Genomic DNA, 26,716 nt, shown 5'->3' on the forward strand with positions numbered 1-26,716 from the left:
TGAAACGATGCGAAAAGCGATTTTGACGAAATTTATTCATCTGTTATTCTTGGCGCTGGTTCTGAATACATTTATCGCTCTGGTGGTTACCAGCAGTGTATTGCTCAAACGGTCAAGGGAGGACATGCATTTTGCATTGGAATCCGTTGACCGTATGTTGGATTATACGGGAAATGTGGAAGAACAGCTGATGGATTTGAGCGACCTTACGAACGACAATAATAGCCGTTATACGCTGATCCGGATGGATGGCACGGTGGTGGCTGATACGGAAGTAGCGCAGGTGAATCAGATGGAAAATCATCTGGAGCGCAAGGAAGTGAAGGATGCGCTGGCGACGGGCTATGGATATTCGGTGCGGCGCTCCGGAACGTTAGGAATGCAGATGGCGTACGCGGCGATCCGTTCATCGGACGGCAAATACATACTGCGCCTTTCTGCCTGTTCAACCGGTTTGGGTGAATATATCCTGATGTTGATTCCGGCCGCTTTTTTGAGCTTTGGAATAGCTTTTTTTGCATCGGCAATGGAGGCGGAACGGTTTTCCCAGTCCATCACGCGTCCTTTGCAGGAAATTTCCAGTGAAATGGTGCGGATGGATGACGACTACACGCGTTTTCAGTTTGAAAAATGCCCGTATGAGGAGATCAATGTCATAGCGGACACGACGACGCGGATGTCCCGAAATATGAAGAAATATCTGGAGCGCATTGAGAAAGAAAAACAGATCCGGCAGGAGTTTTTCAGCAATGCATCGCATGAGCTGAAAACACCGATCACTTCGATCCGCGGTTACGTCGAGCTTTTGGAAAGCGGCATGGCACAGGATCCGGGCACGGCACGTGATTTTCTGGGACGCATAAAAAAAGAGGCAATGCGGATGACGAACCTGGTGGATGATATTTTGATGATCTCCCGTCTGGAATCGCGCGGTGCGAAAGCAGATATTGTGACGATCCGCACGGTGGAACTGCTGGAGGACAGCCTGTCTTCGATTGCCGCGCAGGCGGCGTCGCGCGGCATCACAGTCCATAAAGAGTGCGAGAATTTCACGATTCGTGCCGATCTGCGCCAGATGCAGGAGCTGTTTAACAATCTGTTGACAAACGCGGTCAAGTATAACAACGAGGGCGGCGAAATCTGGGTGCAGGTCAAGCACTGGGGCGCGGATATGATACTGACGGTCCGCGACACCGGCGTCGGCATCCCGGCGGAGAGCCAGAGCCGTATTTTTGAGCGGTTTTACCGGGTGGATAAAGGGCGCAGCCGCAAACAGGGCGGCACCGGGCTTGGTCTTTCGATCGTCAAGCATATCGTGAATTTTTATCATGGAAGCGTGAAGGTAGAGTCGGAAGTCGGAAAAGGTTCAACGTTTACGGTGAAACTGCAGATCGCGGAAGCAAAATAAAAAAGAGTCAACCTAAATTCCCTATAAAATAGCGGAATTTTAGGTTGACTCTTTTTGGAGTTTGTAGTATGATTGCTTTAAAGCGTAACAGTTCAGCTCTTTAAAGCGAAAAATAAATCATGGTTTGAAGCATAAGAGGAAAATCTGTTACATACGTTGAAAAGGTTCAGGAGGATGATATTATGAGAAAGACAAAGAAATTAGCAGCCCTGATGCTGGCTGGCGCGATGGCGGCATCCCTGGCAGCCTGCGGAGGACAGACAGCAAGTACGGACACGACAGCAGCGGAGTCCGCAGAAGGCGAAGAAAGCAAAGAGGCAGAGCAGACAGCAGACGGCGAGACCTATAAGATTGGCGTATTACAGCTGACCCAGCATGTGGCACTGGATAAGACCAATGAGGGCTTCGTGGCAGCGCTGGACGATGCAGGCATCAAATATGAGATCGACCAGCAGAATGCAGCTGGCGAGCAGTCTGCATGCCAGACGATCGCAGAGAAACTGGTCAACGATAAAGATGATTTGATTTTTGCAATCGCAACCCCGGCAGCACAGGCAGTTGCAGGTGTGACGGATTCGATTCCGATTCTTGTCAGCGCTGTTACCGATCCGGCGGCTTCCGGTCTGGTAGAGAGCAACGAGGTTCCGGGCGGCAACGTATCGGGTACTTCTGATCTGACTCCGGTTAAAGAGCAGATTGATCTGATGCAGCAGATTATTCCAGATGTAAAAAAGGTCGGACTTCTGTATTGCAGCGCGGAGGCAAACTCCGTTCTTCAGATTGACATGGCGAAAGAAGCACTTGATACAGCTGGTATTGAGTATGAAGATTACACCGTTTCCAATTCCAATGAGATTCCTACCGTTGTAGAATCTATGGTTGGCAATGTAGACTGTGTATACACACCAACCGACAACATGATCGCAGCTGGTATGGCAACCGTAACGATGGTAACAAATGAGAATAAACTTCCGGTTATCTGCGGCGAGAAAGGCATGGTAGATGCAGGCGGTCTTGCTACTTACGGTATTGATTACTACCAGTTAGGCTACATGACCGGTGAGCAGGCCGTTAAAATCCTGACTGAGGGCGCCGATATTTCTAAGATGCCGATCGGTTATCTGGACGCTTCCAAGTGCGAGCTGAGTGTCAATGAAGAGACAGCGCAGACGCTGGGAATCGATGTATCTGGACTTGAGAAATAAAGAGTACCAGAAAGACCTAAACTTCAAATGAGATGGACTGTCAGATCAGAAGCATAAAATAAATATGCCGATCTGGCAGTCTTTACAGTTAATCAGATGAAGAAAATACAAAACACGGGGAGGTAAAAGTTTGAGCGGTTTATTAGTATCCCTGCAGGGCGCGGTCGCACAGGGCGTTCTCTGGGGAATCATGGTATTGGGAGTTTATATTACATTCCGCCTGATGGATATCGCGGATATGACGGTAGACGGAAGCTTCGCGTTGGGCGCCTGCGTTTGTGCAGTCCTGGTAGTCAACAAAGGAGTAAATCCGGTGCTGGCACTTTTAGTTGCGGCGGCAGCCGGTGTCGTGGCTGGTGCGGTAACGGGTATTCTTCATACTGTATTTGAGATACCAGCGATTCTGGCAGGAATTCTGACTCAGATTTCCCTCTGGTCGATCAACCTCCGGATCATGGGAGGAAAGAGCAATCTGCCGCTTCTGAAAGTCAAGACACTTATCAGCGGTCTGGCTGCTTCCTTCGGGATGACCCAGGCACAGGCATCGATGATCGTTGGAATTGTGCTGGCTGTGGCGGCTATTCTGTTTCTTTACTGGTTCTTCGGAACCGAGATCGGAAGTGCGATGCGTGCAACCGGTAACAACGAGGATATGGTGCGCGCGCTGGGCGTGGACACCCGTATGACGAAGCTTTTATCCCTGATGGTCAGCAACGGTCTGGTCGGTCTCTCCGGCGCACTTGTCTGCCAGAGCCAGAAATATGGTGATGTTGGAAGTGGTACCGGTGCTATCGTCATCGGTCTGGCGGCGATCGTCATCGGCGAAGTCCTGATGGGACGATTGACCTCTTTCTATTGGAAACTGACTTCCGTGGTTGTCGGTTCGGTCATTTACTTTGTGATCCGTGCGGTTGTACTCCGCATGGGTATGGATGCAAACGACATGAAGCTGCTCTCTGCTGTCATTGTAGCACTGGCACTCTGTATTCCGGTAGCACTCGCTAAATACCGGCTGAGAAAAGATTATTCAGAAGGGGGTGAGGAGTAATGCTGACGATAACAAATGTAAAGAAAACTTTTAATAAAGGAACTGTTAATGAGAAAAAAGCCTTAAACGGTATCAACTTACACCTGGCACCGGGCGATTTCGTGACGATCATCGGCGGAAACGGTGCTGGAAAATCTACCATGTTAAATATGATCGCAGGCGTATATCCGATCGATTCCGGTAAAATCGAGATCGATGGCGTAAACATATCCAGAGAACCAGAATACAAACGCGCTAAATATATCGGCAGAGTCTTCCAGGATCCGATGCGCGGCACCGCCGCCAATATGGAGATACAGGAAAACCTTGCCATGGCACTGCGCCGCGGCAAATCCAGAGGACTCGGCTGGGGCATCAAAAAGAATGAAAAGGACTTCTACCGTGAGGCATTGGCACAGCTCGACCTGGGGCTTCAGACCCGTATGACCAGCAAAGTGGGCTTACTCTCCGGCGGACAGCGCCAGGCGCTCACCCTTCTGATGGCAACCCTCCAGAAGCCAAAGCTCCTTCTTTTAGACGAACACACCGCCGCCCTCGATCCCAAAACAGCCCGCAAAGTCCTCGATCTCACCGAAAAGATTGTAGATGAACAAAATCTGACCGCGCTTATGGTTACCCATAACATGAAAGATGCGATTCAGATCGGCAACCGTCTGATTATGATGCACGAAGGTCGGATTATCTACGATGTAGCAGGGGAAGAGAAGAAGAATCTGCAGGTAGAAGACCTGTTAGAGAGATTTGAAAAGGTAAGCGGAGAAGAATTTGCGAATGACCGTATGATGCTTGCCAAATAAGCAGGGGTTATAAGATTTGAAGGCTTTTATCAAAATCATTAACCGATAACAGACAAAAAGTATACGGAATGAAAAGTGGGTCAACAAATTAAAAACCACGACTATAAGTGAGAAAGAATGCCCTCCGGCGGCGCGAGCGGTCGGAGGGCATTCTTTCTCACTAGGTAGCCGTGCATTCTCCTCTCCCATATTTCCAACTAATTCCCCCTTTCACGACTTAACCGTTTATCTACAACTTAACACTTCTGTAATAATTCATTTATAGAAAATTCATTTTTTCCTCCACATCCTTCCTTGGCAATTCCCTACGAATATGATAAAATAAAAATTACGTTTAAGATATTAAGTCATAATTTCAAGAAAAATCAGGAGCGATCCATATGTTAGAAGAAGAAAACAAAAAAGAAACGCAGGAGTCAGAACAGGTGCCAGCGGCGGAGCGGATTCAAGAGCCGGAAGCAGTTCAGAGTCAGGAATCAGAGCCAGCTCAGGATCAGACACCAAATCCGGTCCGGGAATCCGCGGGACATTCGCGCAGGCGCCAGGGCGAAGATAAGAGTCAGAATCTGCGCTTCGGAGTGATAGCAGCAGGGGTGGTGATTGCTCTTGCAGTTGCAGCATTTGCAGGCAAGTCCCTGCTCAGCCGTCAGGCGGGAGCCGGAACTGCAAAGAATGGGGCGGCGACAGCATCAGAGCTTTCGAAGGACGAGGCATCCGAAGAGTCCAGAGCGGAGGAGATCAAAGAGAAAGAAGCAGTGGTAGCTTCCTATAAAAATCTGGGTATCGTGCAGGTGTCCGGTTATCTGAATATGCGTGAGACGGCGAGCACGGACGGCAACATCATCGGCAAGCTGATGGGCGACAGTGCGTGTGAGATCGTGGATGATTCAGCCGAAGGCTGGTATCAGGTCGAATCTGGCGGTATTTCCGGTTATATCAGCTCAGAGTTTGTCCTGACCGGGGATGAGGCGAAGAAAAAAGCGTTGAAACTGGTTGAAAAGCGGGCGCTCATCACGGCAGATTCCCTGAACATCCGAAAAGAGCCGAACACGGAGTCTGAGGTTGTCGGTCAGGCATTGAAAAATGAGCGCTATGTGGTCGAGGGTGAGCCGGAGAATGGCTGGATTCAGATTTCGAGCGGTTACATTTCCACGGATTATGCGGAGATCAAATACGCACTCAATGAGGCGCGGAAGCTGGATATGCGTGCGATGGTGCTGAATTTATACAAAAATCTGGGTATTTCCAGTGTGGATAATTACTTGAATGTGCGCGATCAGCCAAGTGAGGATGGCAATATCATCGGTAAGATGACGAGCAAGTCTGCCGGAGAGATTCTGGAGACGAGCGAGGACGGCGGCTGGTATAAGATCCAGTCGGGTCCCGTCACTGGATATGTGAAGGCGGAGTATATCCTGACAGGAGATGCGGCGAAGCAGGAGGCGATGGAGGTTGCAGAACTGATGGCGATCGTTTCAACCGACCGCCTGAATGCCCGCACGGAGCCGAGCACGGATGCGCCGATCTGGACGCAGATCTCTAACAATGAGCGTTACGACGTTATAAGCCAGCAGGATGGCTGGGTCGAGATTGCGCTCGATACGACGAGTGCGTATGTGGCGACTGATTTCGTAGATGTGCGTTATGCATTGCCGGAGGCGATCCCATTTACCCCATTAAAAGAAAAGGAATCCTTGCGGACCCAGATTGTCAACTATGCGCTTCAGTTTGTCGGAAACCGTTATGTCTGGGGCGGCAATGACCCGCATTCGGGCGTAGACTGTTCTGGTTTTACAAAGTATGTATACAGCCATGTGGCGGGCGTGTCCCTGCCGCGGGTGTCCAGGGAACAGGCGCGGACGGGTACGAAGATTGATTCTTCGAAGATGCGTCCGGGCGATCTGATTTTCTATACGAATCGCAAGGGAACGGTCAACCATGTGGCGATGTACATTGGCAATGGTCAGATCGTCCATGCGGCGAGCCGGAGAAGCGGCATCAAGATTTCAACCTGGAATTACCGGAATCCGTACCGGATTGTCAATATGCTGGGAGACTGATAGGGAGAGGATAAGATGGAAGAGCAAAAGACAGAAGATTATAAAGAACGCCTGCAGAAAGTACGACAGAGACGAAATGGCAAAGATCCAATGCACTGGTTCATGATCGGAGGCTGTGCTGTCATTGTGGTGCTGGCGCTGGTTATCATCGTGAAGCTGGCACAGGGCGGCACGTTCGGAGGTTCTGGAAACGCCCGGGTGGCATCGGCATCCGAGGCAGAGGTGCAGGAAACCGTGATCGGAGAGACGCTGCCGGAGGATGAGGAACAGGCAAAAGAGGACGAAGAAAAGAAAAATGTAGTCGAGTCCTACCAGAATCTGGGTATTGTGGATGTATCTGGTTATCTTAATATGCGTGAGAGCGCCAGTACAACCTCCGATGTCATTGGCAAACTGATGGGCGGCAGTGCGTGCGAGATTCTGGACGATTCCCAGGAAGGCTGGTATCAGATATCTTCCGGCGGTCTGGAGGGCTACATCAGTTCAGAATTTGTACAGACCGGCGAGGCGGCAAAAACAGAGGCATTTGAGCTGGTCAAGAAGATGGCGGTCATCACGACTGACAAGCTGAATATCCGGAGTGAGCCGAGTGAGGACGCGCAGGTGCTGGAACAGGCGCTGAAAAATGAGCGTTATTCCATTGTCAGCGAGCAGGACGGCTGGATTCAGATCAGCGGGGGCTATATTTCAGCGGATTATGTGGATGTGCGCTATGCGTTAAATGAAGCGCGTAAGCTGGATCTGCGGACGATGGTTCTCAATATGTATGACAATCTGGGTATTTCCAATGTCAATAACTACTTAAATATCCGCGTGGAGCCGAAGGAGGATGCGAAGATCATCGGTAAGATGACGAGCAAGTCCGGTGGTGAGATTCTGGAAACGACCGAGGATGGCGGCTGGTATAAGATCAAGTCCGGTCCGGTTACTGGCTATGTTAAATCCGAATTTATTCTGACTGGAGATGCGGCGAAGCAGGAGGCACTGCAGGTTGCACAGCTGATGGCGATCGTATCAACTGACCGTCTGAATGCCCGTACGGAGCCGAACACGGACGCGCCGATCTGGACGCAGATTTCCAACAGCGAGCGGTATTCGGTTATGAGCCAGCAGGATGGCTGGGTGCAGATTGCACTGGATGAGACGAGTGCCTATGTAGCGACTGAATTTGTCGATGTCCGGTATGCGTTAAATGAGGCGATCGAGTTTACACCGGTTGAGGAGACCCCGGAGCCTGAGACCAAGGCGGCGAGCAGCAAGGGAGGCTCTGGAAGCAAGAGCAGCGGTAACGGTGGTTCTGGCAGCCAGAAAGCATCTTCAAGCGGCTCCTCCAAGCGTGCGCAGATCGCAAACTACGCGACTCAGTTCCTTGGGAATCCGTATGTATGGGGCGGTACCAGCTTGACAAATGGTACGGATTGTTCTGGATTTACGATGTCGGTTATGGCACACTTCGGCGTCGGCCTGCCGCATCATTCGGGTTCCCAGGCGGGAGCAGGAAGAAGTATCAGTTCTTCCCAGATGCGTCCGGGTGATCTGATCTTCTACACAAACAGCGGTGGAACGATCAACCATGTAGCACTCTATATCGGCGGCGGGCGCGTGTGCCATGCATCGAATGCAAGGGATGGTATCAAGATTTCCACCTGGAATTACCGTACCCCGGCGAAGATTGTCAATGTACTGGGCGATTAATTCCATGGAAAGTCAATAAAAAATATTTGAAAGAGAGCAGGGAGAAAAGGCAGCTTTTCCCAGCTCTCTTTTTCTGTTTCATAGGAAATTGTGTCCTATGAAATAAAAAACGCATCGCGGGGATGCGCACTCGCGCGAAGCAGAAACATGTCGCAAGTGACCGCGCGAGACGCCCGAATGTGCCAAGGCACATCCTTGTTTGTATAAAAAGCGGTTTCAGTGAATAAAGATAATAGGAAGACAGAATACTAAGAATGAATTAGGCAGTTGAGAAAAACATTGAATCCGCGTGTAAGATGGAAAGAGCGCAGAAAAGAGGAAAATATGATTCGGGCAAATCGTGAAAACAGGGAATGGGAAAATGAAGCGTGGGACAAGCAGACAGATAAGGCGGGAGAAAGCCGGGAACAGGCGCAGGAGGATCCGGTTCAGAAGCGTGAAAATGGACAGACGGATATTACGGGAAAGAATGGCAATCACATTGAATTAATCTCGATCATCGGAGAGATAGAGGGACATGAAAATTTGTCCGGCAATACGAAAACGACGAAATATGAGCATATTCTGCCTAAGCTGGCGGAGATCGAGGAGAGCGGTGAGACGGAGGGAGTTTTAGTCCTGATTAACACGGTGGGCGGCGATGTAAGCTGTGGACTGGCGCTCGCGGAGATGATTGCTTCGCTCAGCAAACCGACCGTTTCACTGGTCATCGGGGACAGCCATTCGATCGGTGTGCCGCTCGCAGTGGCGGTCGATCACTCTTTTATTGTCCCGACCGGGACGATGATGGTACATCCGGTACGGATGACGGGGATGGTGATCGGTGCCGTGCAGACGTATGATTATTTTGAAATGATTCAGGATCGTATTTTAAGCTTTGTGTCCGGACACAGTCAGATCTCCTATGAGCGCCTCCGGAGCCTGATGCTCAATACGGAGATGATGACAAAAGATCTGGGAACGGTCCTGGTTGGCGGGGAGGCGGTCCAGGAGGGACTGATCGATGAATGCGGCGGGATCCGGGAAGCGCTTGCATGGCTGAACCGGGCGATCGATGGGAAGAAACAAGAAATAGATGCACACGACCGGATGACGAAGACGGATTTTAGTGAAAATCTGAAAAGAAAGTAGAACATACGTGCGAAAATTTTAGGAAAGCGTTGCTTTTTTCCCTGAATTTGGGTATACTGAATGAGATAATAAGAATGTAAAATGAGAAAAGCAGTCTGCGGGAGGCTGTATTTTGTGAAACAGGAGGAACCGCAGATACATGGGAAATATTGGAGGCATGAGACAGGTGGCAGATACAAGCAGGAAAAGACAGAGTACAGAGCGTGCCGGGGAAACAGCTGGGACAGAGAAAAAAGCCGGGCGATCCAGAAAGTCCCCTGCGGCGAAGAAAGCGGAGGGGACGCTGAACGAGAAAAAGAGTGGGGGGAAGAAGAAAGCTTCGTCCGGAAAAGGCACCGCGAAAGGAACAGGAAGCCGAAGCCGCGCCAGCCAGGCGCCGGAGCCGGTGGAGAAAAGTGGTACAGGGGCATTTATGGGAACGGAAGTGGCGATTATTGTATCATTTGCAATATCGGTACTTTTGTTTTTGAGCAATTTCGGGCTTTGCGGCTTTGTCGGAAGTTTTCTGCGATCGACTCTGCTTGGCGTATTCGGCGTGATGGGGTATCTGGTGCCATTCCTTTTATTTATGGGAACTTGTTTTTATCTTTCAAACCGAGGCAACCAGAAAGCCGTAGCCAAGTTGGTGGCGGTTGGCGAGGTGCTTCTGGCACTTTGCGGACTTTCCCAGCTTCTCATGGGAGGCGGTCAGCATCTGGACTGGAATCTGGGCGATTATTACGCGCAGGCAGGTGGAGGCGGCTTTATCGGTGGCATTCTGATGCTGCTGTTGTGCGGAACAGTGGGAACGATCGGAGCAGTTCTGATTCTGCTGCTGCTTTTGGCACTCGGTGCTGTGTGCATTACGGAGCGTTCCCTGGTAACTTCGTTAAACAGGGCAGCGGAAGGGCATATGAGTATGCGAAAGAAGATATGAGCCGCCGCCGTGAGATACATGAGGAGAAAAAGGAAGAAAAACGCCGTCTGCGGGAGGAGCAGCGGGTCCGTGGCGTTGATCTCGAGGGCGCCAAGCTGACCGAGCTGCCAGTGATGCGGAATTTCTCGGAAGGAGTCCCGGAGGGAACCGTGCTGGGACCGGAGGACGCACTGGAGGAATTCCGTGAGATGCATGGAAGACAGGAAAACTTGCAGGATGAGACAGCGGCTTATGATGATTGGACCGATGTTCCGGCAGAGGGAAAAAATCTGCACAGGATTCCGGACAGGGAGTAGAGAAGGAGAATCCGGCAGATGTATTTCGCGGGCAGATATTCCACGGTGGCGGAGCGGTAGAACCGGAACCGGTGGAGTATGAAGAAGATCCGGTGGAGTGCGAAGAAGAACCAGTGGAATCGGAGCAGGATCCATATGCATACGCTGGTTCAGAATCCCAGCTTCAGGAAGAAGCGGAGCGCGAGACGGCGCGGGCGGTAAGAGAGACAGAATTTGCAAAGGAGCCCGCAGAGACAGAGGACAGTGCGAGCGACCAGCTTCTGAAACGCCTGTATGTACGCCGTGATACCCGGACGATGGAAGAATTTGCCGGCGGCGAGAGTCAGAAAGGTCCAGGCTATTATCCGGTAGAGACACGGGAGAGACCGGCTGCGGAGGCGGCCCCCGGTTTGACCGCAGAGGAGGTTCATACAGATTTAGGGCATCAGGATGTCTTTGAGCCATCGGAAAACGAGTGGGAAACCGTTTCGATGGGGAATGAGGATGAATGGAACGAACCTATATCTGGGGAAACGGATTCCGAACCAATCGATGGCTATTATAAGACGCTGGAATCAGAGCGGGGCGAGACAAAGGGCAGTTTCTTTGTCCCGGAGGATTCCAAAACGGTCGTGACCGCATCCGGAAAGGTGATCGAGACAGATACAGAGGCGATACAGAAAAAACTGGAGCAGAAACGGGAAGAACGAAAAGCACTTCCAGTTGAGGAACTGACGGTTCCAGAGCAGATCGAGCGCAAGGAAGAGGAAGAAAAGAAGATCCAGAAAGAATACATATTCCCGCCATTGACTCTTTTAAAACGCGGCACGGGACAGACCGATTTCTCGGATCAGGAGTACCGGGAGACAGCGATCAAGCTGCAGCAGACGCTCCAGAACTTCGGCGTGGGCGTGACGGTTACAAACATCAGCTGTGGACCGACGGTTACCCGCTATGAGCTTCACCCGGAGCAGGGGGTCAAGGTCAGCAAGATTGTAGCTCTGGCGGATGATATCAAGTTAAATCTGGCAGCGGCGGACATCCGTATCGAGGCACCGATTCCTGGCAAGGCGGCGGTCGGTATCGAGGTTCCGAACAAGGAGAACCATGTGGTTCTGCTGCGCGATCTGCTGGAGTCAGAGGCATTTAAGAAATATCCGTCCCGGCTGGCATTCGCGGTCGGAAAAGATATCGCAGGTCAGACGGTTGTCAGCGACATTGCGAAGATGCCGCATCTTCTGATCGCGGGTGCGACCGGATCGGGTAAATCAGTCTGCATCAATACGCTGATCATGAGTGTGATTTATAAAGCGAAGCCGAGCGAGGTCAAGCTCATCATGATCGACCCCAAGGTGGTTGAGTTAAGTGTATACAACGGTATTCCGCATCTTCTGATTCCGGTTGTGACCGACCCGAAAAAGGCGTCCGGCGCCCTCAACTGGGCGGTGGCAGAGATGACCGACCGTTACCAGAAGTTTGCAAAATACGGCGTGCGCGATCTTAAGGGTTTCAATGCCAAGGTTGAGTCGGTTGCGGATATCGACGATCCGAAGAAACCGGAGAAACTGCCACAGATCATCATTATCGTGGATGAGCTTGCCGATCTGATGATGGTAGCGCCGGGCGAAGTAGAAGATTCGATCTGTCGTCTGGCACAGCTGGCGCGTGCAGCGGGCATTCATCTGGTGATTGCGACGCAGCGACCATCGGTCAATGTCATCACCGGTGTGATCAAGGCAAATATTCCGTCGAGAATTGCTTTTTCCGTCTCTTCCGGAGTGGATTCCCGTACCATTATTGATATGAACGGCGCGGAGAAACTGCTCGGAAAGGGCGATATGCTGTTCTATCCGTCGGGCTATCAGAAACCGCAGCGTGTACAGGGCGCGTTTGTGTCCGACAATGAGGTTTCGGATGTGGTCGGATTTTTGAAACAGGAGGGGCTGACCGCAGAGTACAGCGCCGAGGTTGAGTCCAAGATCCGTTCGACGGCGATGGATGCGGGCTTTGGCGGCGGTGAGCGCGATGCCTATTTTGCACAGGCAGGTAAATTTATTATTGAGAAAGACAAAGCATCCATCGGCATGCTGCAGCGTATGTTTAAGATTGGCTTCAACCGTGCCGCGCGTATCATGGATCAGCTTGCAGATGCAGGCGTGGTCGGTGAGGAAGAAGGCACGAAGCCGCGTAAGGTGCTGATGAGCATGGAGCAGTTTGAAAACATGATGGAAGAAGGATATTAAAAAGCGGAATCATTATAAAATATCAAAATCAGGAGGTATCCTATGAAGCTTAAAAGCTGGCTGAAAGAATTGCCGTATACATTATTGCAGGGCAGCCTGGAGACGGAGGTTGACGAGGTGGTCTACGATTCAAGAAAGGCGGCGCCGGGGACGGTGTTTGTGTGTATGCGCGGGGCAAACGTTGATTCGCATACCTTTATCCCGGATGTGGTTGAAAAGGGCGCGCCGGTTCTGGTGGTCGAGCATCCGGTTGAGGCGCCTGAGAACGTGACGGTCATTCAGGTGGAGAATGGACGGAACGCGCTATCGCTTCTTTCGGCGGCACGTTTTGATTATCCGGCGCGGAAGATGACGGCGATCGGTGTGACCGGCACGAAGGGAAAGACGACTACTACTTATATGATCAAGGCGATTCTGGAGGCAGCCGGACAGAAGACGGGTCTCATCGGAACGAACGGCGCTGTGATCGGTGAGAATCATTATCCGACCAAAAATACGACGCCGGAATCCTACATTTTACAAGAATATTTTGCAAAAATGGTGGAAGCGGGCTGCCGTTACATCGTGATGGAGGTTTCTTCCCAAAGCTACCTGATGCACCGGGTAGATGGACTTTTCTTTGATTATGGAATTTTCCTGAATATTTCCAATGATCATATTGGCCCGAATGAACATGCAAGTTTTGAAGAATATCTTTACTACAAAAAGCAGCTTTTGAAAAACTGCCGGACAGCGCTCGTCAACCGCGATGATCCGCACTTTGATGCGATCGTAGAAGGGGCGACAGCAGAGATCCTGACCTTTTCATTGGAACAGGCGGCTGATTTTACAGCGGATGACATTCACTATGTACGCGAACATGATTTCGTGGGCGTCGAATTTCAGACGCATGGACGATATGAGAGCGATCTGCGTGTCGGCATTCCGGGCAAATTTAACGTGGACAATGCGCTGGCGGCAGCGGGCGTGTGCAGCTTCTTTGACCTGCCGAAGGAGAAAGTCTGCCATGCGCTGGAACATATCCAGGTCGATGGACGGATGGAGATTGTATATAAATCAGCAAAGTGCACCGTGATCGTTGACTACGCCCACAATGCGGTCAGCATGGAAAGTCTTCTTCTGACGCTGCGCGACTACAAGCCGAAGCGTCTCGTCTGCGTCTTCGGATGCGGCGGCAACCGGGCGCGCGATCGCCGGTACTCGATGGGAGAGATTGGCGGAAAGCTGGCAGATCTGTCGATCATCACGGCGGATAATTCCCGCTTTGAGAAAGTGGAAGATATTCTGGCAGATATCAAGGTCGGACTTGCAAAAACCGATGGCAAATACGTTGAAATCCCGGATCGCCGCGAAGCGATTGAGTACAGCTTGTCCCATGCGGAGGATGGCGATATCATCGCGATCATCGGAAAGGGGCATGAGGATTATCAGGAGATCGAGGGCGTGCGCTATCATTTCCTTGACCGGGAAGTAGTGCAGGAGACGGTGAAGAAGCTGCATATGTAATCAATTTGGAGGCAAAATATGGACCATATTACAGTCAGACATATCGTGGAAGCAGTGTCGGGAACACTGCTCTGCGGAGATGCAGATACGGAGTTAAAACACATCAGCATTGATTCCCGGAGTATGCGCGGGGCGGATCTGTTTGTTCCGCTGATCGGGGAGAAATCAGACGCGCATCGTTTCCTGGTTCAGGCGATGGACAATGGGGCGGCAGCCGCACTGACTTCGGAGCATGAGGCGGCACCGGAGGGCTTTCACGGCGCGCTGATCCAGGTGAAAGATACGAAACTGGCATTGCAGACGATCGGGCGCTGCCTGCGGGCACGTCTTTCTATCCCGTTAGTTGGTATCACCGGCAGCGTGGGAAAGACGACGACGCGCGAAATGGTGGCGGCGGCGCTTTCAGCGAAATATAAGACATTCAAGACACCGGCAAACCACAACAGCCAGATCGGTGTGCCACTCACGATCTCGGAGATTTCTGAGAATGATGAGATCGGCGTGCTGGAACTGGGAATGAGTGAGCCGGGCGAGATGGCGGTGATCGCGGAGATTGCGGCGGTGGATTCGGCAGTCATGACGAATATAGGTGTGACGCATATTGAGAATCTGGGCTCCCGCGAGAATATCTTAAAAGAAAAGCTGCATATCCAGGACGGTATGAAGGCAGGCGGAATCCTGTTTGTAAATGGAGATAATGATATGCTTTCCACCGTGCATGCAAAAGCAGGCTGCCATACCGTCCGTTATGGACTTGGAGCAGATAACGACTACCGCGCCGAGGATCTTTCATATCCGGATGGATTTCCGTCCTTTACGATGGTACACGGCGAGGTGCGCGTCCCGGTGAAGCTGACTGTTATGGGCGAGCACAATGTCATGAATGCGCTGGCTGCCCTGGCGGTTGCGGATGCCTACGGTGTGCCGCTTGCCGATGCAGCGGAAAAGCTGCTTGAATTTGGCGGGTTCAAGAACCGTCAGCAGATTTATCATAAAAATGGTTATACGATCGTGGACGATACCTACAATGCAAGCCCGGATTCGATGAAAGCGGCGATAGGTGTGCTTTCTTCCCTGCCGGCAGGACGCAGAATTGCGGTTCTGGCGGATATGAAGGAACTGGGAGAGAATACGATTCAGTTCCACCGTGAAGTTGGTGCGTTTCTGGCGGAAAAACCGGTCGATATCCTGGTTGTATATGGCGAACTGGCGCAGGCGATCGCCGAGGGAGCAAAGAAAGTCAAACCGGATCTGCATGTCGTTTCGTTTGAAGAGGACGAAAAAGAAGATATGCTTGACTGGCTGGATGCACAGATCGGTGAGGGAGATGCAGTCCTGTTTAAGGGTTCCAACAGTATGAAGCTGGGGGAGACGGCAGCGAGGTTTATCTCAGTCGAGAAGACTCCCACCTCTTCAGGTGGTAAGTAATAGCAAGTTTGTCTCAGTAGGAGTCCATTCTCCGACTGAGATAAACGCTCCGCGAGGATGCGCAGTGATTCTGTAAAGAATATGTCAGCTTCGCTGACCAGAATCACGCGCTAAATCTCACGGACGTTCGACTTGAATTAGAAATAGAAAGAGAAGGAATCATGGCGTATCAATACGCGGATATTATTATAGATATATCCCATGAGAAGGTGGATCGCCCGTTTCAGTACCGGATTCCGGCGCAGCTGGCGGAGGAGATTACGGCGGGAACGTGCGTGACGGTACCGTTTGGAAAGGGTAATTCACTTCGGACTGGATATGTGGTGGGAATGGGAAATACGGCGGAGTATGACCCATCCCGCATCAAGGAGATAGCTGGGATCGCACCGGGCAGTATGTCGGTGCAATCTCAGCTTATCCGTCTGGCGTGGTGGATGCGGGAACGTTATGGCGCGACGATGAACCAGACGCTCAAAACCGTACTTCCCGTCAAGGAAAAGATAAAACCGCGCGAGAAAAAGACGCTGCATTGTCTTTTAAACCAGGAAGAGCTGGAAGCGGCAATCCTGGCGGCACAGAAGCGGCATTATAAGGCGCGGGTGCGGCTCCTTGAGGCATTCCGGGACAATCTGGATATTCCGATGGAATTTGCCCGACGGGAGCTTGACCTGACCCTGGCGACGATCCGCCCGATGGAGGAACAGGGACAGCTTTCAGTGAAAGTTTCCCGTGAGGAACGCGGGTTAAACCATGCAAAACTGCCGCGTCCAGCCGGACAGACCGTGCATCTCAATGAAGAGCAGCAGGCGGCGGTTGACCGTTTCTGTGAGGATTATGAGACGGGGAAACGTGAAACGTATCTGATTCACGGCGTTACGGGAAGTGGAAAGACCGAAGTCTACATGGAGCTGATGGCGCGTGTCCTGCGGGATGGAAAGCAGGTGATTCTGCTGATCCCGGAAATTTCGCTGACATATCAGACGGTGATGCGGTTTTACCGGCGATTTGGCGATCAGATCGCGATTCTGAATTCCCGTCTCTCTGCGGGAGAACGCTATGATCAGTGGGAACGGGCGGCGCGGGGCGAGGTTTCCGTGATGATCGGACCGCGGTCGGCGCTGTTTGCCCCATTTTCCAATCTGGGACTGATTCTGATCGACGAGGAACATGAGGGCGCCTATAAGAGCGAGACGATGCCGCGCTATCATGCAAGGGAAGTAGCGGCGGAGCGCGCCCGGCTTTCCGGGGCTTCGCTGGTCTTGGGCTCAGCGACTCCTTCTCTGGAATCGTATCTGCGGGCGCAGAATGGCGAATATGTGCTTCTGCCCCTGCATCACCGGGCAGTGGCGGGAAGTATCCTGCCGAAGGTACAGATCGCTGATATGCGTGCGGAGATGCAGGCAGGCAATAAATCGGTGTTCAGCCGGACGTTGGATGCAATGTTGACAGAGAGACTCGCACGTGGCGAGCAGGCGATGCTTTTTATGAACCGGCGCGGCTATTCCAATTTTGTTTCCTGTCGTTCCTGCGGAAAGGCGGTGACCTGTCCGCATTGTGATGTTTCCCTGACACTACACGGGAAGAACCGTCTGGTCTGTCATTACTGCGGCTATACGATTCCACTGATGAAGCAGTGTCCGTCCTGCGGATCACCGTATATTGCCGGGTTTGGGGCCGGAACGCAGAAGATGGAAGAATTTACGAAAATTCGGTTTCCGGATGCGAGGATCCTGCGGATGGATGCGGATACAACGGCAAAAAAAGGCGGACATGAAGCGATTCTGGAGGCATTTGCAAATCGTGAGGCAGATATCCTGATCGGCACGCAGATGATTGTAAAAGGGCATGATTTTCCGGGAGTGACGCTGGTCGGAATCCTGGCGGCGGATCTTTCCTTAAATACGCCGGATTACCGCAGCGCGGAGCGGACGTTCCAGCTTCTGACGCAGGCGGCTGGCAGAGCGGGACGCGCCGGGAAGCCCGGCGATGTGGTCATCCAGACGTACCGGCCGGAACACTATGCCGTGCAGGCGGCAGCGGCGCAGAATTATGAGCTGTTTTACAGCCATGAGATCAATTACCGGAGGCTGCTTCATTATCCACCAGTCTGCCAGATGGCTGCGGTTTATTTTGCCTGCGGCGATGAGGCGGTGCTGGATGAATGTGCGGAAATGGCGGCGCGGCGGCTGCGCGAAAGTGCCGAGTGTATCGGTCCGGTTCCGGCACCGGTATACAAAGTTAATGACATCTACAGAAAAATTTTATATATAAAGTGTGAAAAATGTGCTATACTGGATCAAATCAGGGGTCAGATTGAAACCCTGGCTGCCGCAGATACAAAATGGCAGGCGGTCCAGATTCAATACGATATATCATAGAGAGGAAGAGTGTATAAAATGGCAATCCGGTCAATTAGAACTATTGGCGATGAGGTACTGAAAAAAGAGTGTAAGGCAGTGACGGAGGTAACCGATCACACACTTGAACTGATAGAGGATATGTTTGACACGATGTATTCAGCCGGCGGCGTAGGTCTGGCAGCACCGCAGGTCGGTATCCGCAAACAGATCGTAGTAATCGACGTGGAGGACGGCAACCAGTATGTCCTGATCAATCCGGTCATCGAGGAAATGTCCGGCAGCCAGACTGGTCAGGAAGGCTGCTTAAGCGTTCCGGGCAAGGCTGGTATGGTAACCCGTCCGAGCCACGTAAAGGTACGCGCGCTGAACGAAAAAATGGAAGAGTTTGTCCTGGAAGCAGATGATTTCCTGGCACGTGCGATCTGCCATGAGTGCGATCATCTGCACGGACATCTGTATGTGGAGTTGGTAGAAGGTCCGTTAGAGGATGTAACGGCAGAGGAAGAATAAAGCACATTGGCAGAATGAGAGAAACAAGAGTGGGGTGACAGGCAGATATGAAGATCGTATTTATGGGAACACCGGATTTTGCGGTTCCGACACTGGAAGCGCTCTATCAGAGTCGGCATGAAGTAGCGGCGGTGGTGACACAGCCAGATAAGCCGAAGGGACGCGGCAAGGCGATGGCAATGCCGCCTGTCAAGGAAAAAGCGCTGGAATATGGAATCCCGGTGTATCAGCCGGTGCGCGTCCGCAAGGATGAGGCATTTTTTGAGGAATTGACGAAGATTCAGCCGGATGTGATCGTCGTGATTGCATTTGGCCAGATTCTGCCGGAGCGGATTCTGAACCTGCCGAAATACGGCTGTATCAACATCCATGCGTCGCTTCTGCCAAAATACCGTGGGGCAGCCCCGATCCAGTGGGCGGTCATCAATGGCGATGAGGTCAGCGGTGTGACGACGATGCAGATGGATGTCGGTCTGGACACCGGAGATATCCTGGATACCGTGGAAGTACGCCTGGATCCGAAAGAGACAGGCGGCAGCCTGTTTGACCGCTTGAGCCTTGCGGGAGGAAAGCTGATTCTCTCCACGCTTGAGAAAGCGGAGGCGGGAATCCTGCATCCGGTTAAACAAGATGAGGCAGAGGCAACCCATGTGACAATGCTCGATAAGTCGATGGGGCAGATCGACTGGTCGATGGATGCGGCAGTGATTGAGCGCCTGATCCGCGGCTTAAATCCATGGCCGAGCGCTTATACAAAATTTGAAGGAAAAACCCTGAAAATCTGGTCGGCGGATGTCGAGGAAGATGCGGCGGGAAGACCGTCACCGGAGACATTCGGACAGGTGGTACGTGTCGGTAAAGATGCATTCTCTGTCCAGACCGGCAAAGGGCTTCTCACGATCCGGGAACTTCAGCTGGAAGGCAAGAAGCGGATGGATACGGCGGCATTTTTACGCGGGTATCCGGTGGAAGCGGGAGTAAAGCTCGGATAAAATGAATGCTTCAGCAGGGACTGAACTGCTACAGGCAGCCGGGCGTTTGAAAGGAGTTGGAGTGATATGTACGGATATGGATATTACAGTATGTTTGATCCGACGATGATTCTGGTATTAATTGGTGTATTCCTGTCATTGGGTGCATCTGCGAAGGTAAACAGCACCTACGCGCGGTTTTCAAGAGTCCGGAGCATGACCGGCATGACGGGAGCCGAGGCGGCGAGACAGCTTTTAAATTCACAGGGCATTTATGATGTCCAGATCCGCCAGGTGGCAGGCAGCCTGACCGACCACTATGATCCGCGGACCAAGACCGTGAATTTATCTGAGAGTGTATATGGTTCTACTTCGGTCGCGGCGATCGGTGTTGCGGCGCATGAGTGCGGACATGCGATGCAGGATGCATCTGAGTATGTTCCGCTGCGCCTGCGCGGTTCAATGGTGCCGGTGGTCAACATCGGCGCACAGCTTTCCTGGCCTATGATCCTGATTGGTGTTCTGGTCGGCGGCATGGGATCTCCGATCGTTTCACTTGGAATTCTTTTATTTTCCTTGTCGGTGCTGTTCCAGCTTGTGACGCTTCCGGTTGAGTTCAATGCATCCGCGCGTGCGGTACGTCTGCTTGATTCAACAGGGATTCTTCGCGGGGAAGAAGTTGGATATACCAAACAGGTGCTTGGTGCGGCGGCACTGACGTATGTGGCAGCGGCGGCTGGTTCGATTTTACAGCTTCTGCGTCTGATTATATTATTTGGAGGACGACGCGATGACTGATGGAACTGCGCTGCGTGAAATAGCGGCAGAAATTTTGACTGAGATTCTGGAAAAGGGACAGTATACACATCTGGCCCTTTTTCAGGCTCTTTCTAAATATCAGTATCTGGAGAAAGCAGACCGCTCGTTTTTAAAACGGATTGTGGACGGGACGGTGGAGTATAAAATCCAGATTGATTATATTATCAACGCATATTCTAAAACAAAAGTTCATAAGATGAAACCGTTTATCCGCACACTTCTGCGGATGAGCGTGTACCAGATTTATTATATGGACCGTGTACCGGATTCGGCGGCGTGCAATGAGGCGGTGCGCCTTGCGAAAAAACGCGGATTTTCCGGACTTTCCGGCTTTGTAAATGGTGTGCTGCGTTCTGTGACGCGTGGAAAAGGCAAACTGACCTTCCCGGATGATTCAGTGCGGTATTCAATGCCGGACTGGATTTTATCTCTCTGGAAGGAAAACTATGGGGCAGAGACGACGCACAGGATGGCACAGGCTGGTCTGGAGAAACGTCCGTTTATGGTGCGGTTTGCCGAGAGCCGTGCAGGGAAAGAAGAGATTTTTGCCTCCCTGTCCGCCCAGGGCGTGACGGCAGAGGAGACAGCGGCGGGAAGCGGTGTTTACCGTCTGACGGGAGTGGACTATCCAGAGAGTCTGGATGCGTTCCGCGAAGGACTAATCCGGATTCAGGATCTGAGTTCGTCGCTGGCTGGTGATGCGGCGGGTATTAAAGAGGGTGATTTTGTACTCGATGTCTGTGGGGCACCGGGTGGAAAAGGGCTTCATGCGGCGGATCTGCTGCACGGAACTGGACAGGTTGAGATCCGGGATGTGAGTGATTACAAGGTATCTTTGATCAAGGAGAATATTGCCCGTAGCGGCTGTACAAACGTCTCTGCCTGCGCCTGGAATGCGTGTGAATTCGATGCTTCGATGGAGCAGAAAGCGGATGTGGTCATTGCCGATCTGCCGTGTTCAGGACTTGGCATTATCGGACGCAAGCCGGATATCAAATACAACGCTTCAATGGACGGAATCCGGGACCTGGCTGCATTGCAGCGGCAGATGCTGTCGGTGGTCTGGCAGTACGTGAAGCCGGGTGGAGTGCTGGTTTACAGCACCTGCACGGTCAACCGTCTGGAAAATGATGAAAACCGGGCATGGTTTTTAAACGAATATCCATTTGAGCCGGTTGATATCAGTGGTCGTCTGGGGATTGATTTTCAGGAAGACAGCCTGAAAGAGGGATACATCCAGCTCTATCCGGGCGTTCATCCGTGTGATGGATTTTTCATCTCTGTGATGAAAAGAAAAGGATAACTGGACGGAACAGTGTATGAATACAGGAAAGACTCCGAGAGTGCATATAGGAGAGAGGGAGGCAGTCCGATATGGAAAAGCAGGATATAAAATCAATGACGCAGGAGGAACTGCGTGCCTTTTTGGTGAGTCTGGGCGAAAAACCATTCCGGACCGCCCAGATCTATCAGTGGATGCATGAAAAACTGGCATCTTCCTTTGACGATATGACAAACCTTTCCAAGGTACTCCGGCAGAAGCTGCAGGACGCGTGCGAGTATGTATCGCTGGAAAAGGTACGGGTGCAGATTTCGCAGATCGATGGAACCCGCAAGTACCTGTTCCGCCTCGCGGACGGCAATGTCATCGAGAGTGTCCTGATGCGTTATAAGCATGGAAATTCCGTTTGTATTTCCTCGCAGGTGGGGTGTCGGATGGGCTGCCGTTTCTGTGCTTCGACCCTGGACGGCCTGGAACGGAACCTGCGCCCGTCGGAGATGCTGGACCAGATTTATCAGATTCAGCGCGATACAGGCGAACGCGTTTCCAACGTGGTTGTGATGGGATCGGGTGAACCGCTGGACAATTACGATAACCTGATCCGCTTTATCCATCTTTTGACGGAGGAAGGCGGACTGCATATCAGTCAGCGAAATGTGACGGTTTCCACCTGTGGGCTGGTTCCGAAGATCCGGGAGCTGGCAGATCAGGGACTGACCATCACGCTGGCACTTTCTCTGCATGCGCCGAATGACGAGGTGCGGAAGAGCCTGATGCCGATCGCGCGTACATATGCGTTAAAGGATGTATTGGCGGCCTGTCATTACTATTTTGAAAAAACGGGACGCCGCATGACGTTTGAGTACAGCCTGGTGCAGGGAGTCAACGACAATCTGGACGAGGCGCGCGAGCTGGCGGCGCTGATTCAGGATCAGCACGGGCATGTGAATCTGATTCCGGTCAATCCGATCAAGGAGCGCTCTTATGTACAGTCGGGACGGAAAGCGATCGAAGCATTTAAGGGATGTCTGGAATCTAAGGGAATCAATGTGACAATCCGGCGCGAGATGGGGCGCGACATAGACGGTGCCTGCGGACAGCTCCGGAAGAGCTATATGGATAAAGAGCAGGAGAAAGAAGGTGCGGCAGTCAAATGAAAGCATACGCACTGACGGATATCGGAAAAACGCGTAAGGTCAATCAGGATGCTCAGTTTGCCAGCACGGAGCCGGTGGGAGAACTTTCCAACCTGTTTGTCGTGGCGGACGGAATGGGCGGTCATCAGGCGGGAGATTTTGCTTCGCGCTATCTGATCGAGCATATGCCGGAATATATCAAAGAGAGTGGTGAGAATGAGCCGGTCGCGGCGCTTCGAAAGGGGATCGAGGCAGTCAATCAGGAACTTTATTCCCTTTCCTGTGAGCGCGAGGAGCTTGCCGGCATGGGAACAACGCTGGTAGCGGCTTCCATTCAGGGAAATACACTCTATGTGGCAAACGTGGGGGACAGCCGTCTCTACCGGATTGAGCGCTCCGGCATTCATCAGATTACCCGGGATCATTCCTACGTGGAGGCGATGGTCTCGCTGGGACAGATGAGCCGCGGCAGCCGGGAATATGAGACGAAGAAAAATATCATTACCCGCGCAGTCGGGATCGGTGGGCATGTGGAGCCGGATTTCTTTGAGGTTTCACTGAACCCGGGCGATTACATACTGCTGTGTTCGGACGGGTTAACCAATATGGTGGATAATTCAGCAATTTACCGGATGGTGCTTCTGCCGGGAACCCTGGACACCAAGGCAAGGGCGCTCACGGCGCTCGCAAACCAGAACGGCGGGAAAGATAATATCGCGGTCATATTGATTGACCCGCAGATCAAGGAGGTGAGAGAATCATGATGCTGAAACCGGGAACTTATCTGCAGGATCGCTATGAGATCCTCTCACTGATTGGTACGGGCGGCATGTCAGAGGTGTATCAGGCAAAATGCCACACTCTGAACCGTCTGGTGGCGATCAAGGTTTTAAAGGATGAGTACAGCAGGATGCGAATTTCGTCAGCAAATTCAAGATGGAGGCGCAGGCGGCGGCAGGGCTTTCCCATCCAAATATTGTGAGTGTTTATGACGTTGTGGATGAGGGCAGTCTTCATTATATCGTCATGGAACTCATCGAGGGAATCACGCTGAAAAGCTACATTCTCAAGAAAGGTCATCTGGGCGTCAAAGAAACGATTGGAATTGCCATCCAGGTAGCGCAGGGGCTGGCAGCGGCACATGACCAGCATATTGTGCACCGGGACATCAAACCGCAGAATATGATTATATCGCGTGACGGCAAGGTGAAGGTGGCGGATTTCGGTATCGCCAGAGCTGTATCGTCCCAGACGATCGGGGTCAATGCGGTCGGTTCCGTGCATTATATCTCGCCGGAGCAGGCAAAAGGAAATTATAGCGACGGACGAAGCGATCTGTATTCACTGGGAATCACGATGTATGAGATGCTAACAGGAAAACTTCCGTTTGACGGGGATACCCCGGTTTCAGTGGCACTGGCACATCTGGAAGAACCGGTGCAGCCGCCGAGCCGCATCAACCCGGAGGTGTCGGCAAGCCTGGACCGCATTATTTTAAAATGTACCCAGAAAAAGCCGGAACGCCGTTACCAGAATGCGTATGAGCTGATCGCGGATCTGCGCCATGCGTTGGTGGATCCAAACGATGATTTTCTGAAAAAAGAACCGGAATTTGATGAAAATTCCCCGACAGTCGTGCGCGGGGCAGAGGAACTGAACCGCCAGATGGAGGCACAGAGAAATCGAAATCTGGAACAGACGATGGAACATCCGGCAGTGAGTGAAAAGACCGGACCGGTTCCGACAGAAAATGAACGTGGTGAGGTAGTCTGGAAAGAGCCGGAACAGCCGGAGAAAGAGATAGAAGGCTGGCAGGAAGAAGAGACGGATGTCTATGAGGAAGAAACCTCCAGGCGCCCAGACCGTAGGCGGAAGGGACGCCGTATAGAAGAAGACAGCGAGGATGTCAATCCGCAGATGGAGCGCCTGCTTACGATGATTGGAATCGGTGCAGCCGTATTGATTGTGGTGGTTGTGATTGTCATTGTTGCGAAGTTAACAGGCATCTTTAATCTGGGCTCTGGTAGTCAGAAGTCTCCGAAGACGACCGTTGAAGCTTCTTCGGAGGCGTCTGAGAGCGAGAGTCTGGAATCAACGGAGTGCAGGGTTCCGCCGCTGGACGGCATGACGGAGGATGAGGCGAAGACAGCATTGGAAAAGCAGTCGTTGAAAATCCGTTATGAATATGCAAAGTCGGAAACCTCTGAAAAAGGGAAGGTCATCGGTCAGAGTATTGCCAGCGGCACGGTTGTCTCGAAACAGACGGAAGTTATCGTCACGATCGGAGAAGGCAATGAGGCAATAGATTTGACGAAACTTGGACTGGAAGAGATGTCCGGCGAGGATGCAGAGACGCTTCTGGCAGAAGAAAATAAACTGACCGTAGTAGTGCAGAAAGAGAGCAGCGATACGGTTGCCTCCGGTATAGTGATCCGATACAGCCCGTCCAGCGTGGATCCGGGCGGTACGGTGACGCTGTATGTCAGCACAGGTCCGAACGTACCGACGGTACCGATGCCGAGGATTACAGGGCTTTCAGAGGAAAATGCAAAAGTTGTTCTGGAAGCGGTCGGATTAGAGCTTGGCGAGCGCAAGGAAGCGAAGAGTTCGGAAGTGGCAAAGGGCAAGATCATCAGTCAGGATGTCCTGGAGAAAACAGATACACCGGAGGGAAGTGCCATTGGCTATACAGTCAGTCTGGGAAAAGGAACCCGCTATGTGGCGGCGATCAACGATGAATTCCAGATGAGTGAACTGTTTGGACCAAGTTCCGGAGATACGCATATCCGCGTCAGTATTGTGATGAAGCAGACGATTGCCGGCAATACTGTGACTAAGACGGTCATGGAACCGAGGGAGATCGGCGGCGATATCACGCTTCCGATTCATTATAATATCGAGGGAGCGGACGGTGTGCAGACAGGCGAGCTGCAGATCCTCGATCTGACGAACGATCGGGTTCTAAAAACGTATCAGCTTGAATTTGTGGAAGTTTCAGATAATTAATAAGAGGTAGTTGTAAGGTACAGATATGCAGGGAAAGATAATTAAAGGGATCGGCGGTTTCTATTATGTACACGACGGTATTGGAAAGGTATATGAATGCCGTGCAAAGGGAATTTTCCGAAATCGCGGCATCAAGCCGCTGGTAGGCGATGACGTGGAGATCAGTGTTCTCGATGAGGAGAAGGCGACAGGCAATCTCGATGAGATCCTTCCTCGTAAAAACCGTCTGATCCGCCCGGCGGTTTCAAATGTTGATCAGGCGGTGGTGGTTTTTGCCATCACCGATCCGATGCCAAATTTAAACCTTCTCGACCGCTTCCTCGTCATGATGGAACGGCAGGAAGTTCCGGTCAGCATCTGTTTCAACAAGATCGATCTGGTCGATGCAGCCGAGCAGGAGAAGCTGCGTGCGATCTATGAACCGGCGGGCTATCCGGTGCATTTTATCAGCACCTACGAAAAATCAGGGCTGGAGGAGTTTCATCGGTTGATCATTGGGAAAACAACGGTCTTAGCAGGACCTTCGGGTGTCGGAAAATCGTCGATCACGAACTTTATCCAGCCGGAGGCACAGATGGAGACGGGCGGTATCAGTGAGAAGATCCGCCGGGGCAAACATACGACGCGCCATTCAGAACTGTTTTTCGTGGAAGAGAGCACCTATATGATGGATACGCCGGGATTCAGTTCTCTCTATATCGAGGATCTGGAGCCGGAGGCGCTCAAGGACTTTTTCCCGGAATTTGAGGCATATGAGGATGAATGCCGTTTCTTAGGCTGTGTCCACATTGGCGAGCGCGAATGCGGCGTCAAGACGGCGGTGCAGGAGCATAAGATCGGGCAGAGCCGGTATGACAATTACCGTTTGATGTATCAGGAATTAAAAGAGAAAAAGAAATACGGCAGAAGCAGCCGTTGAC

The 26,716-nt window shown here is 51.9% G+C and carries 20 protein-coding genes and 1 pseudogene; all 21 read left to right on the plus strand.

Going from position 1 to position 26,716, the window contains the following annotated elements:
• Nucleotides 1–7: 7 nt before the first annotated feature.
• The 21 genes and pseudogenes from DWX91_RS12680 to rsgA all read left to right on the plus strand — a co-directional run bounded on the left by DWX91_RS12680 (nucleotide 8) and on the right by rsgA (nucleotide 26,715).
• The gene (locus tag DWX91_RS12680; RefSeq protein ID WP_118472682.1) at nucleotides 8–1,408 is read left to right on the plus strand and encodes a sensor histidine kinase; all 1,401 of its coding nucleotides are present in this window, start codon (nucleotides 8–10) and stop codon (nucleotides 1,406–1,408) included.
• Nucleotides 1,409–1,590: 182 nt separating this feature from the next.
• Nucleotides 1,591–2,613: an ABC transporter substrate-binding protein gene (locus DWX91_RS12685; RefSeq protein WP_118472681.1), complete on the plus strand. Its 1,023-nt coding sequence runs from the start codon at nucleotides 1,591–1,593 to the stop codon at nucleotides 2,611–2,613.
• Nucleotides 2,614–2,743: 130 nt separating this feature from the next.
• Complete coding sequence (locus DWX91_RS12690) at nucleotides 2,744–3,661, plus strand: ABC transporter permease (protein ID WP_022358702.1); 918 nt, start codon at nucleotides 2,744–2,746, stop codon at nucleotides 3,659–3,661.
• Complete coding sequence (locus tag DWX91_RS12695) at nucleotides 3,661–4,458, plus strand: ABC transporter ATP-binding protein (protein WP_117795542.1); 798 nt, start codon at nucleotides 3,661–3,663, stop codon at nucleotides 4,456–4,458. The genes DWX91_RS12690 and DWX91_RS12695 overlap by 1 nt, the downstream gene beginning before the upstream one ends.
• A 380-nt stretch (nucleotides 4,459–4,838) precedes the next feature.
• Nucleotides 4,839–6,518 (plus strand): C40 family peptidase, encoded by a 1,680-nt coding sequence (locus DWX91_RS12700; protein WP_118472680.1) that lies wholly within the window; start codon nucleotides 4,839–4,841, stop codon nucleotides 6,516–6,518.
• A 15-nt stretch (nucleotides 6,519–6,533) separates the two neighbouring features.
• On the plus strand, nucleotides 6,534–8,213 hold the full coding sequence (locus tag DWX91_RS12705) for an SH3 domain-containing protein (RefSeq protein WP_118472679.1): 1,680 nt from the start codon (nucleotides 6,534–6,536) through the stop codon (nucleotides 8,211–8,213).
• Nucleotides 8,214–8,537: 324 nt separating this feature from the next.
• Entirely contained in the window at nucleotides 8,538–9,344 is an 807-nt protein-coding gene (locus tag DWX91_RS12710; protein ID WP_118472706.1) for a ClpP family protease, read from the plus strand.
• Nucleotides 9,345–9,483: 139 nt separating this feature from the next.
• Nucleotides 9,484–10,260 (plus strand): DNA translocase FtsK 4TM domain-containing protein, encoded by a 777-nt coding sequence (locus DWX91_RS12715; RefSeq protein ID WP_243099053.1) that lies wholly within the window; start codon nucleotides 9,484–9,486, stop codon nucleotides 10,258–10,260.
• Complete coding sequence (locus DWX91_RS17545) at nucleotides 10,257–10,556, plus strand: hypothetical protein (protein WP_243099054.1); 300 nt, start codon at nucleotides 10,257–10,259, stop codon at nucleotides 10,554–10,556. The genes DWX91_RS12715 and DWX91_RS17545 overlap by 4 nt, the downstream gene beginning before the upstream one ends.
• A complete protein-coding gene (locus DWX91_RS12720) occupies nucleotides 10,499–12,778 on the plus strand; it encodes a DNA translocase FtsK (RefSeq protein ID WP_243099055.1) in 2,280 nt (759 codons plus the stop codon). Before DWX91_RS17545 ends, DWX91_RS12720 begins: the two co-directional genes overlap by 58 nt.
• A gap of 42 nt (nucleotides 12,779–12,820) precedes the next feature.
• Nucleotides 12,821–14,284 carry a UDP-N-acetylmuramoyl-L-alanyl-D-glutamate--2,6-diaminopimelate ligase gene (locus DWX91_RS12725; RefSeq protein ID WP_118472678.1) on the plus strand — a complete coding sequence of 488 codons (1,464 nt, stop codon included), beginning with the start codon at nucleotides 12,821–12,823 and terminating at the stop codon, nucleotides 14,282–14,284.
• An 18-nt stretch (nucleotides 14,285–14,302) separates the two neighbouring features.
• Nucleotides 14,303–15,712: a UDP-N-acetylmuramoyl-tripeptide--D-alanyl-D-alanine ligase gene (gene murF, locus DWX91_RS12730; protein WP_117795534.1), complete on the plus strand. Its 1,410-nt coding sequence runs from the start codon at nucleotides 14,303–14,305 to the stop codon at nucleotides 15,710–15,712.
• A gap of 161 nt (nucleotides 15,713–15,873) precedes the next feature.
• The gene (gene priA, locus DWX91_RS12735) at nucleotides 15,874–18,090 is read left to right on the plus strand and encodes a primosomal protein N' (RefSeq protein WP_118472677.1); all 2,217 of its coding nucleotides are present in this window, start codon (nucleotides 15,874–15,876) and stop codon (nucleotides 18,088–18,090) included.
• An 18-nt stretch (nucleotides 18,091–18,108) separates the two neighbouring features.
• Entirely contained in the window at nucleotides 18,109–18,582 is a 474-nt protein-coding gene (def, locus tag DWX91_RS12740; protein WP_118293195.1) for a peptide deformylase, read from the plus strand.
• A gap of 47 nt (nucleotides 18,583–18,629) precedes the next feature.
• A complete protein-coding gene (gene fmt / locus DWX91_RS12745; RefSeq protein ID WP_118472676.1) occupies nucleotides 18,630–19,574 on the plus strand; it encodes a methionyl-tRNA formyltransferase in 945 nt (314 codons plus the stop codon).
• Nucleotides 19,575–19,640: 66 nt separating this feature from the next.
• Nucleotides 19,641–20,351: a zinc metallopeptidase gene (locus tag DWX91_RS12750; protein WP_118472675.1), complete on the plus strand. Its 711-nt coding sequence runs from the start codon at nucleotides 19,641–19,643 to the stop codon at nucleotides 20,349–20,351.
• Complete coding sequence (rsmB, locus tag DWX91_RS12755) at nucleotides 20,344–21,675, plus strand: 16S rRNA (cytosine(967)-C(5))-methyltransferase RsmB (protein WP_118472674.1); 1,332 nt, start codon at nucleotides 20,344–20,346, stop codon at nucleotides 21,673–21,675. The genes DWX91_RS12750 and rsmB overlap by 8 nt, the downstream gene beginning before the upstream one ends.
• A gap of 71 nt (nucleotides 21,676–21,746) precedes the next feature.
• Entirely contained in the window at nucleotides 21,747–22,811 is a 1,065-nt protein-coding gene (rlmN, locus tag DWX91_RS12760) for a 23S rRNA (adenine(2503)-C(2))-methyltransferase RlmN (RefSeq protein WP_022358690.1), read from the plus strand.
• Nucleotides 22,808–23,554 (plus strand): Stp1/IreP family PP2C-type Ser/Thr phosphatase, encoded by a 747-nt coding sequence (locus DWX91_RS12765; protein ID WP_118472673.1) that lies wholly within the window; start codon nucleotides 22,808–22,810, stop codon nucleotides 23,552–23,554. Before rlmN ends, DWX91_RS12765 begins: the two co-directional genes overlap by 4 nt.
• Nucleotides 23,551–25,796, plus strand: a pseudogene (pknB, locus tag DWX91_RS12770) (Stk1 family PASTA domain-containing Ser/Thr kinase). The gene DWX91_RS12765 and the pseudogene pknB overlap by 4 nt, the downstream one beginning before the upstream one ends.
• Before the next feature lie 25 nt (nucleotides 25,797–25,821).
• Nucleotides 25,822–26,715, plus strand: a complete 894-nt coding sequence (gene rsgA / locus DWX91_RS12775) for a ribosome small subunit-dependent GTPase A (protein WP_106999960.1) — start codon at nucleotides 25,822–25,824, stop codon at nucleotides 26,713–26,715.
• The last annotated feature ends 1 nt before the right edge of the window (nucleotide 26,716 follow it).

This window comes from Clostridium sp. AF22-10, from assembly GCF_003478725.1.
GTDB lineage: Bacteria > Bacillota > Clostridia > Lachnospirales > Lachnospiraceae > Otoolea > Otoolea fessa.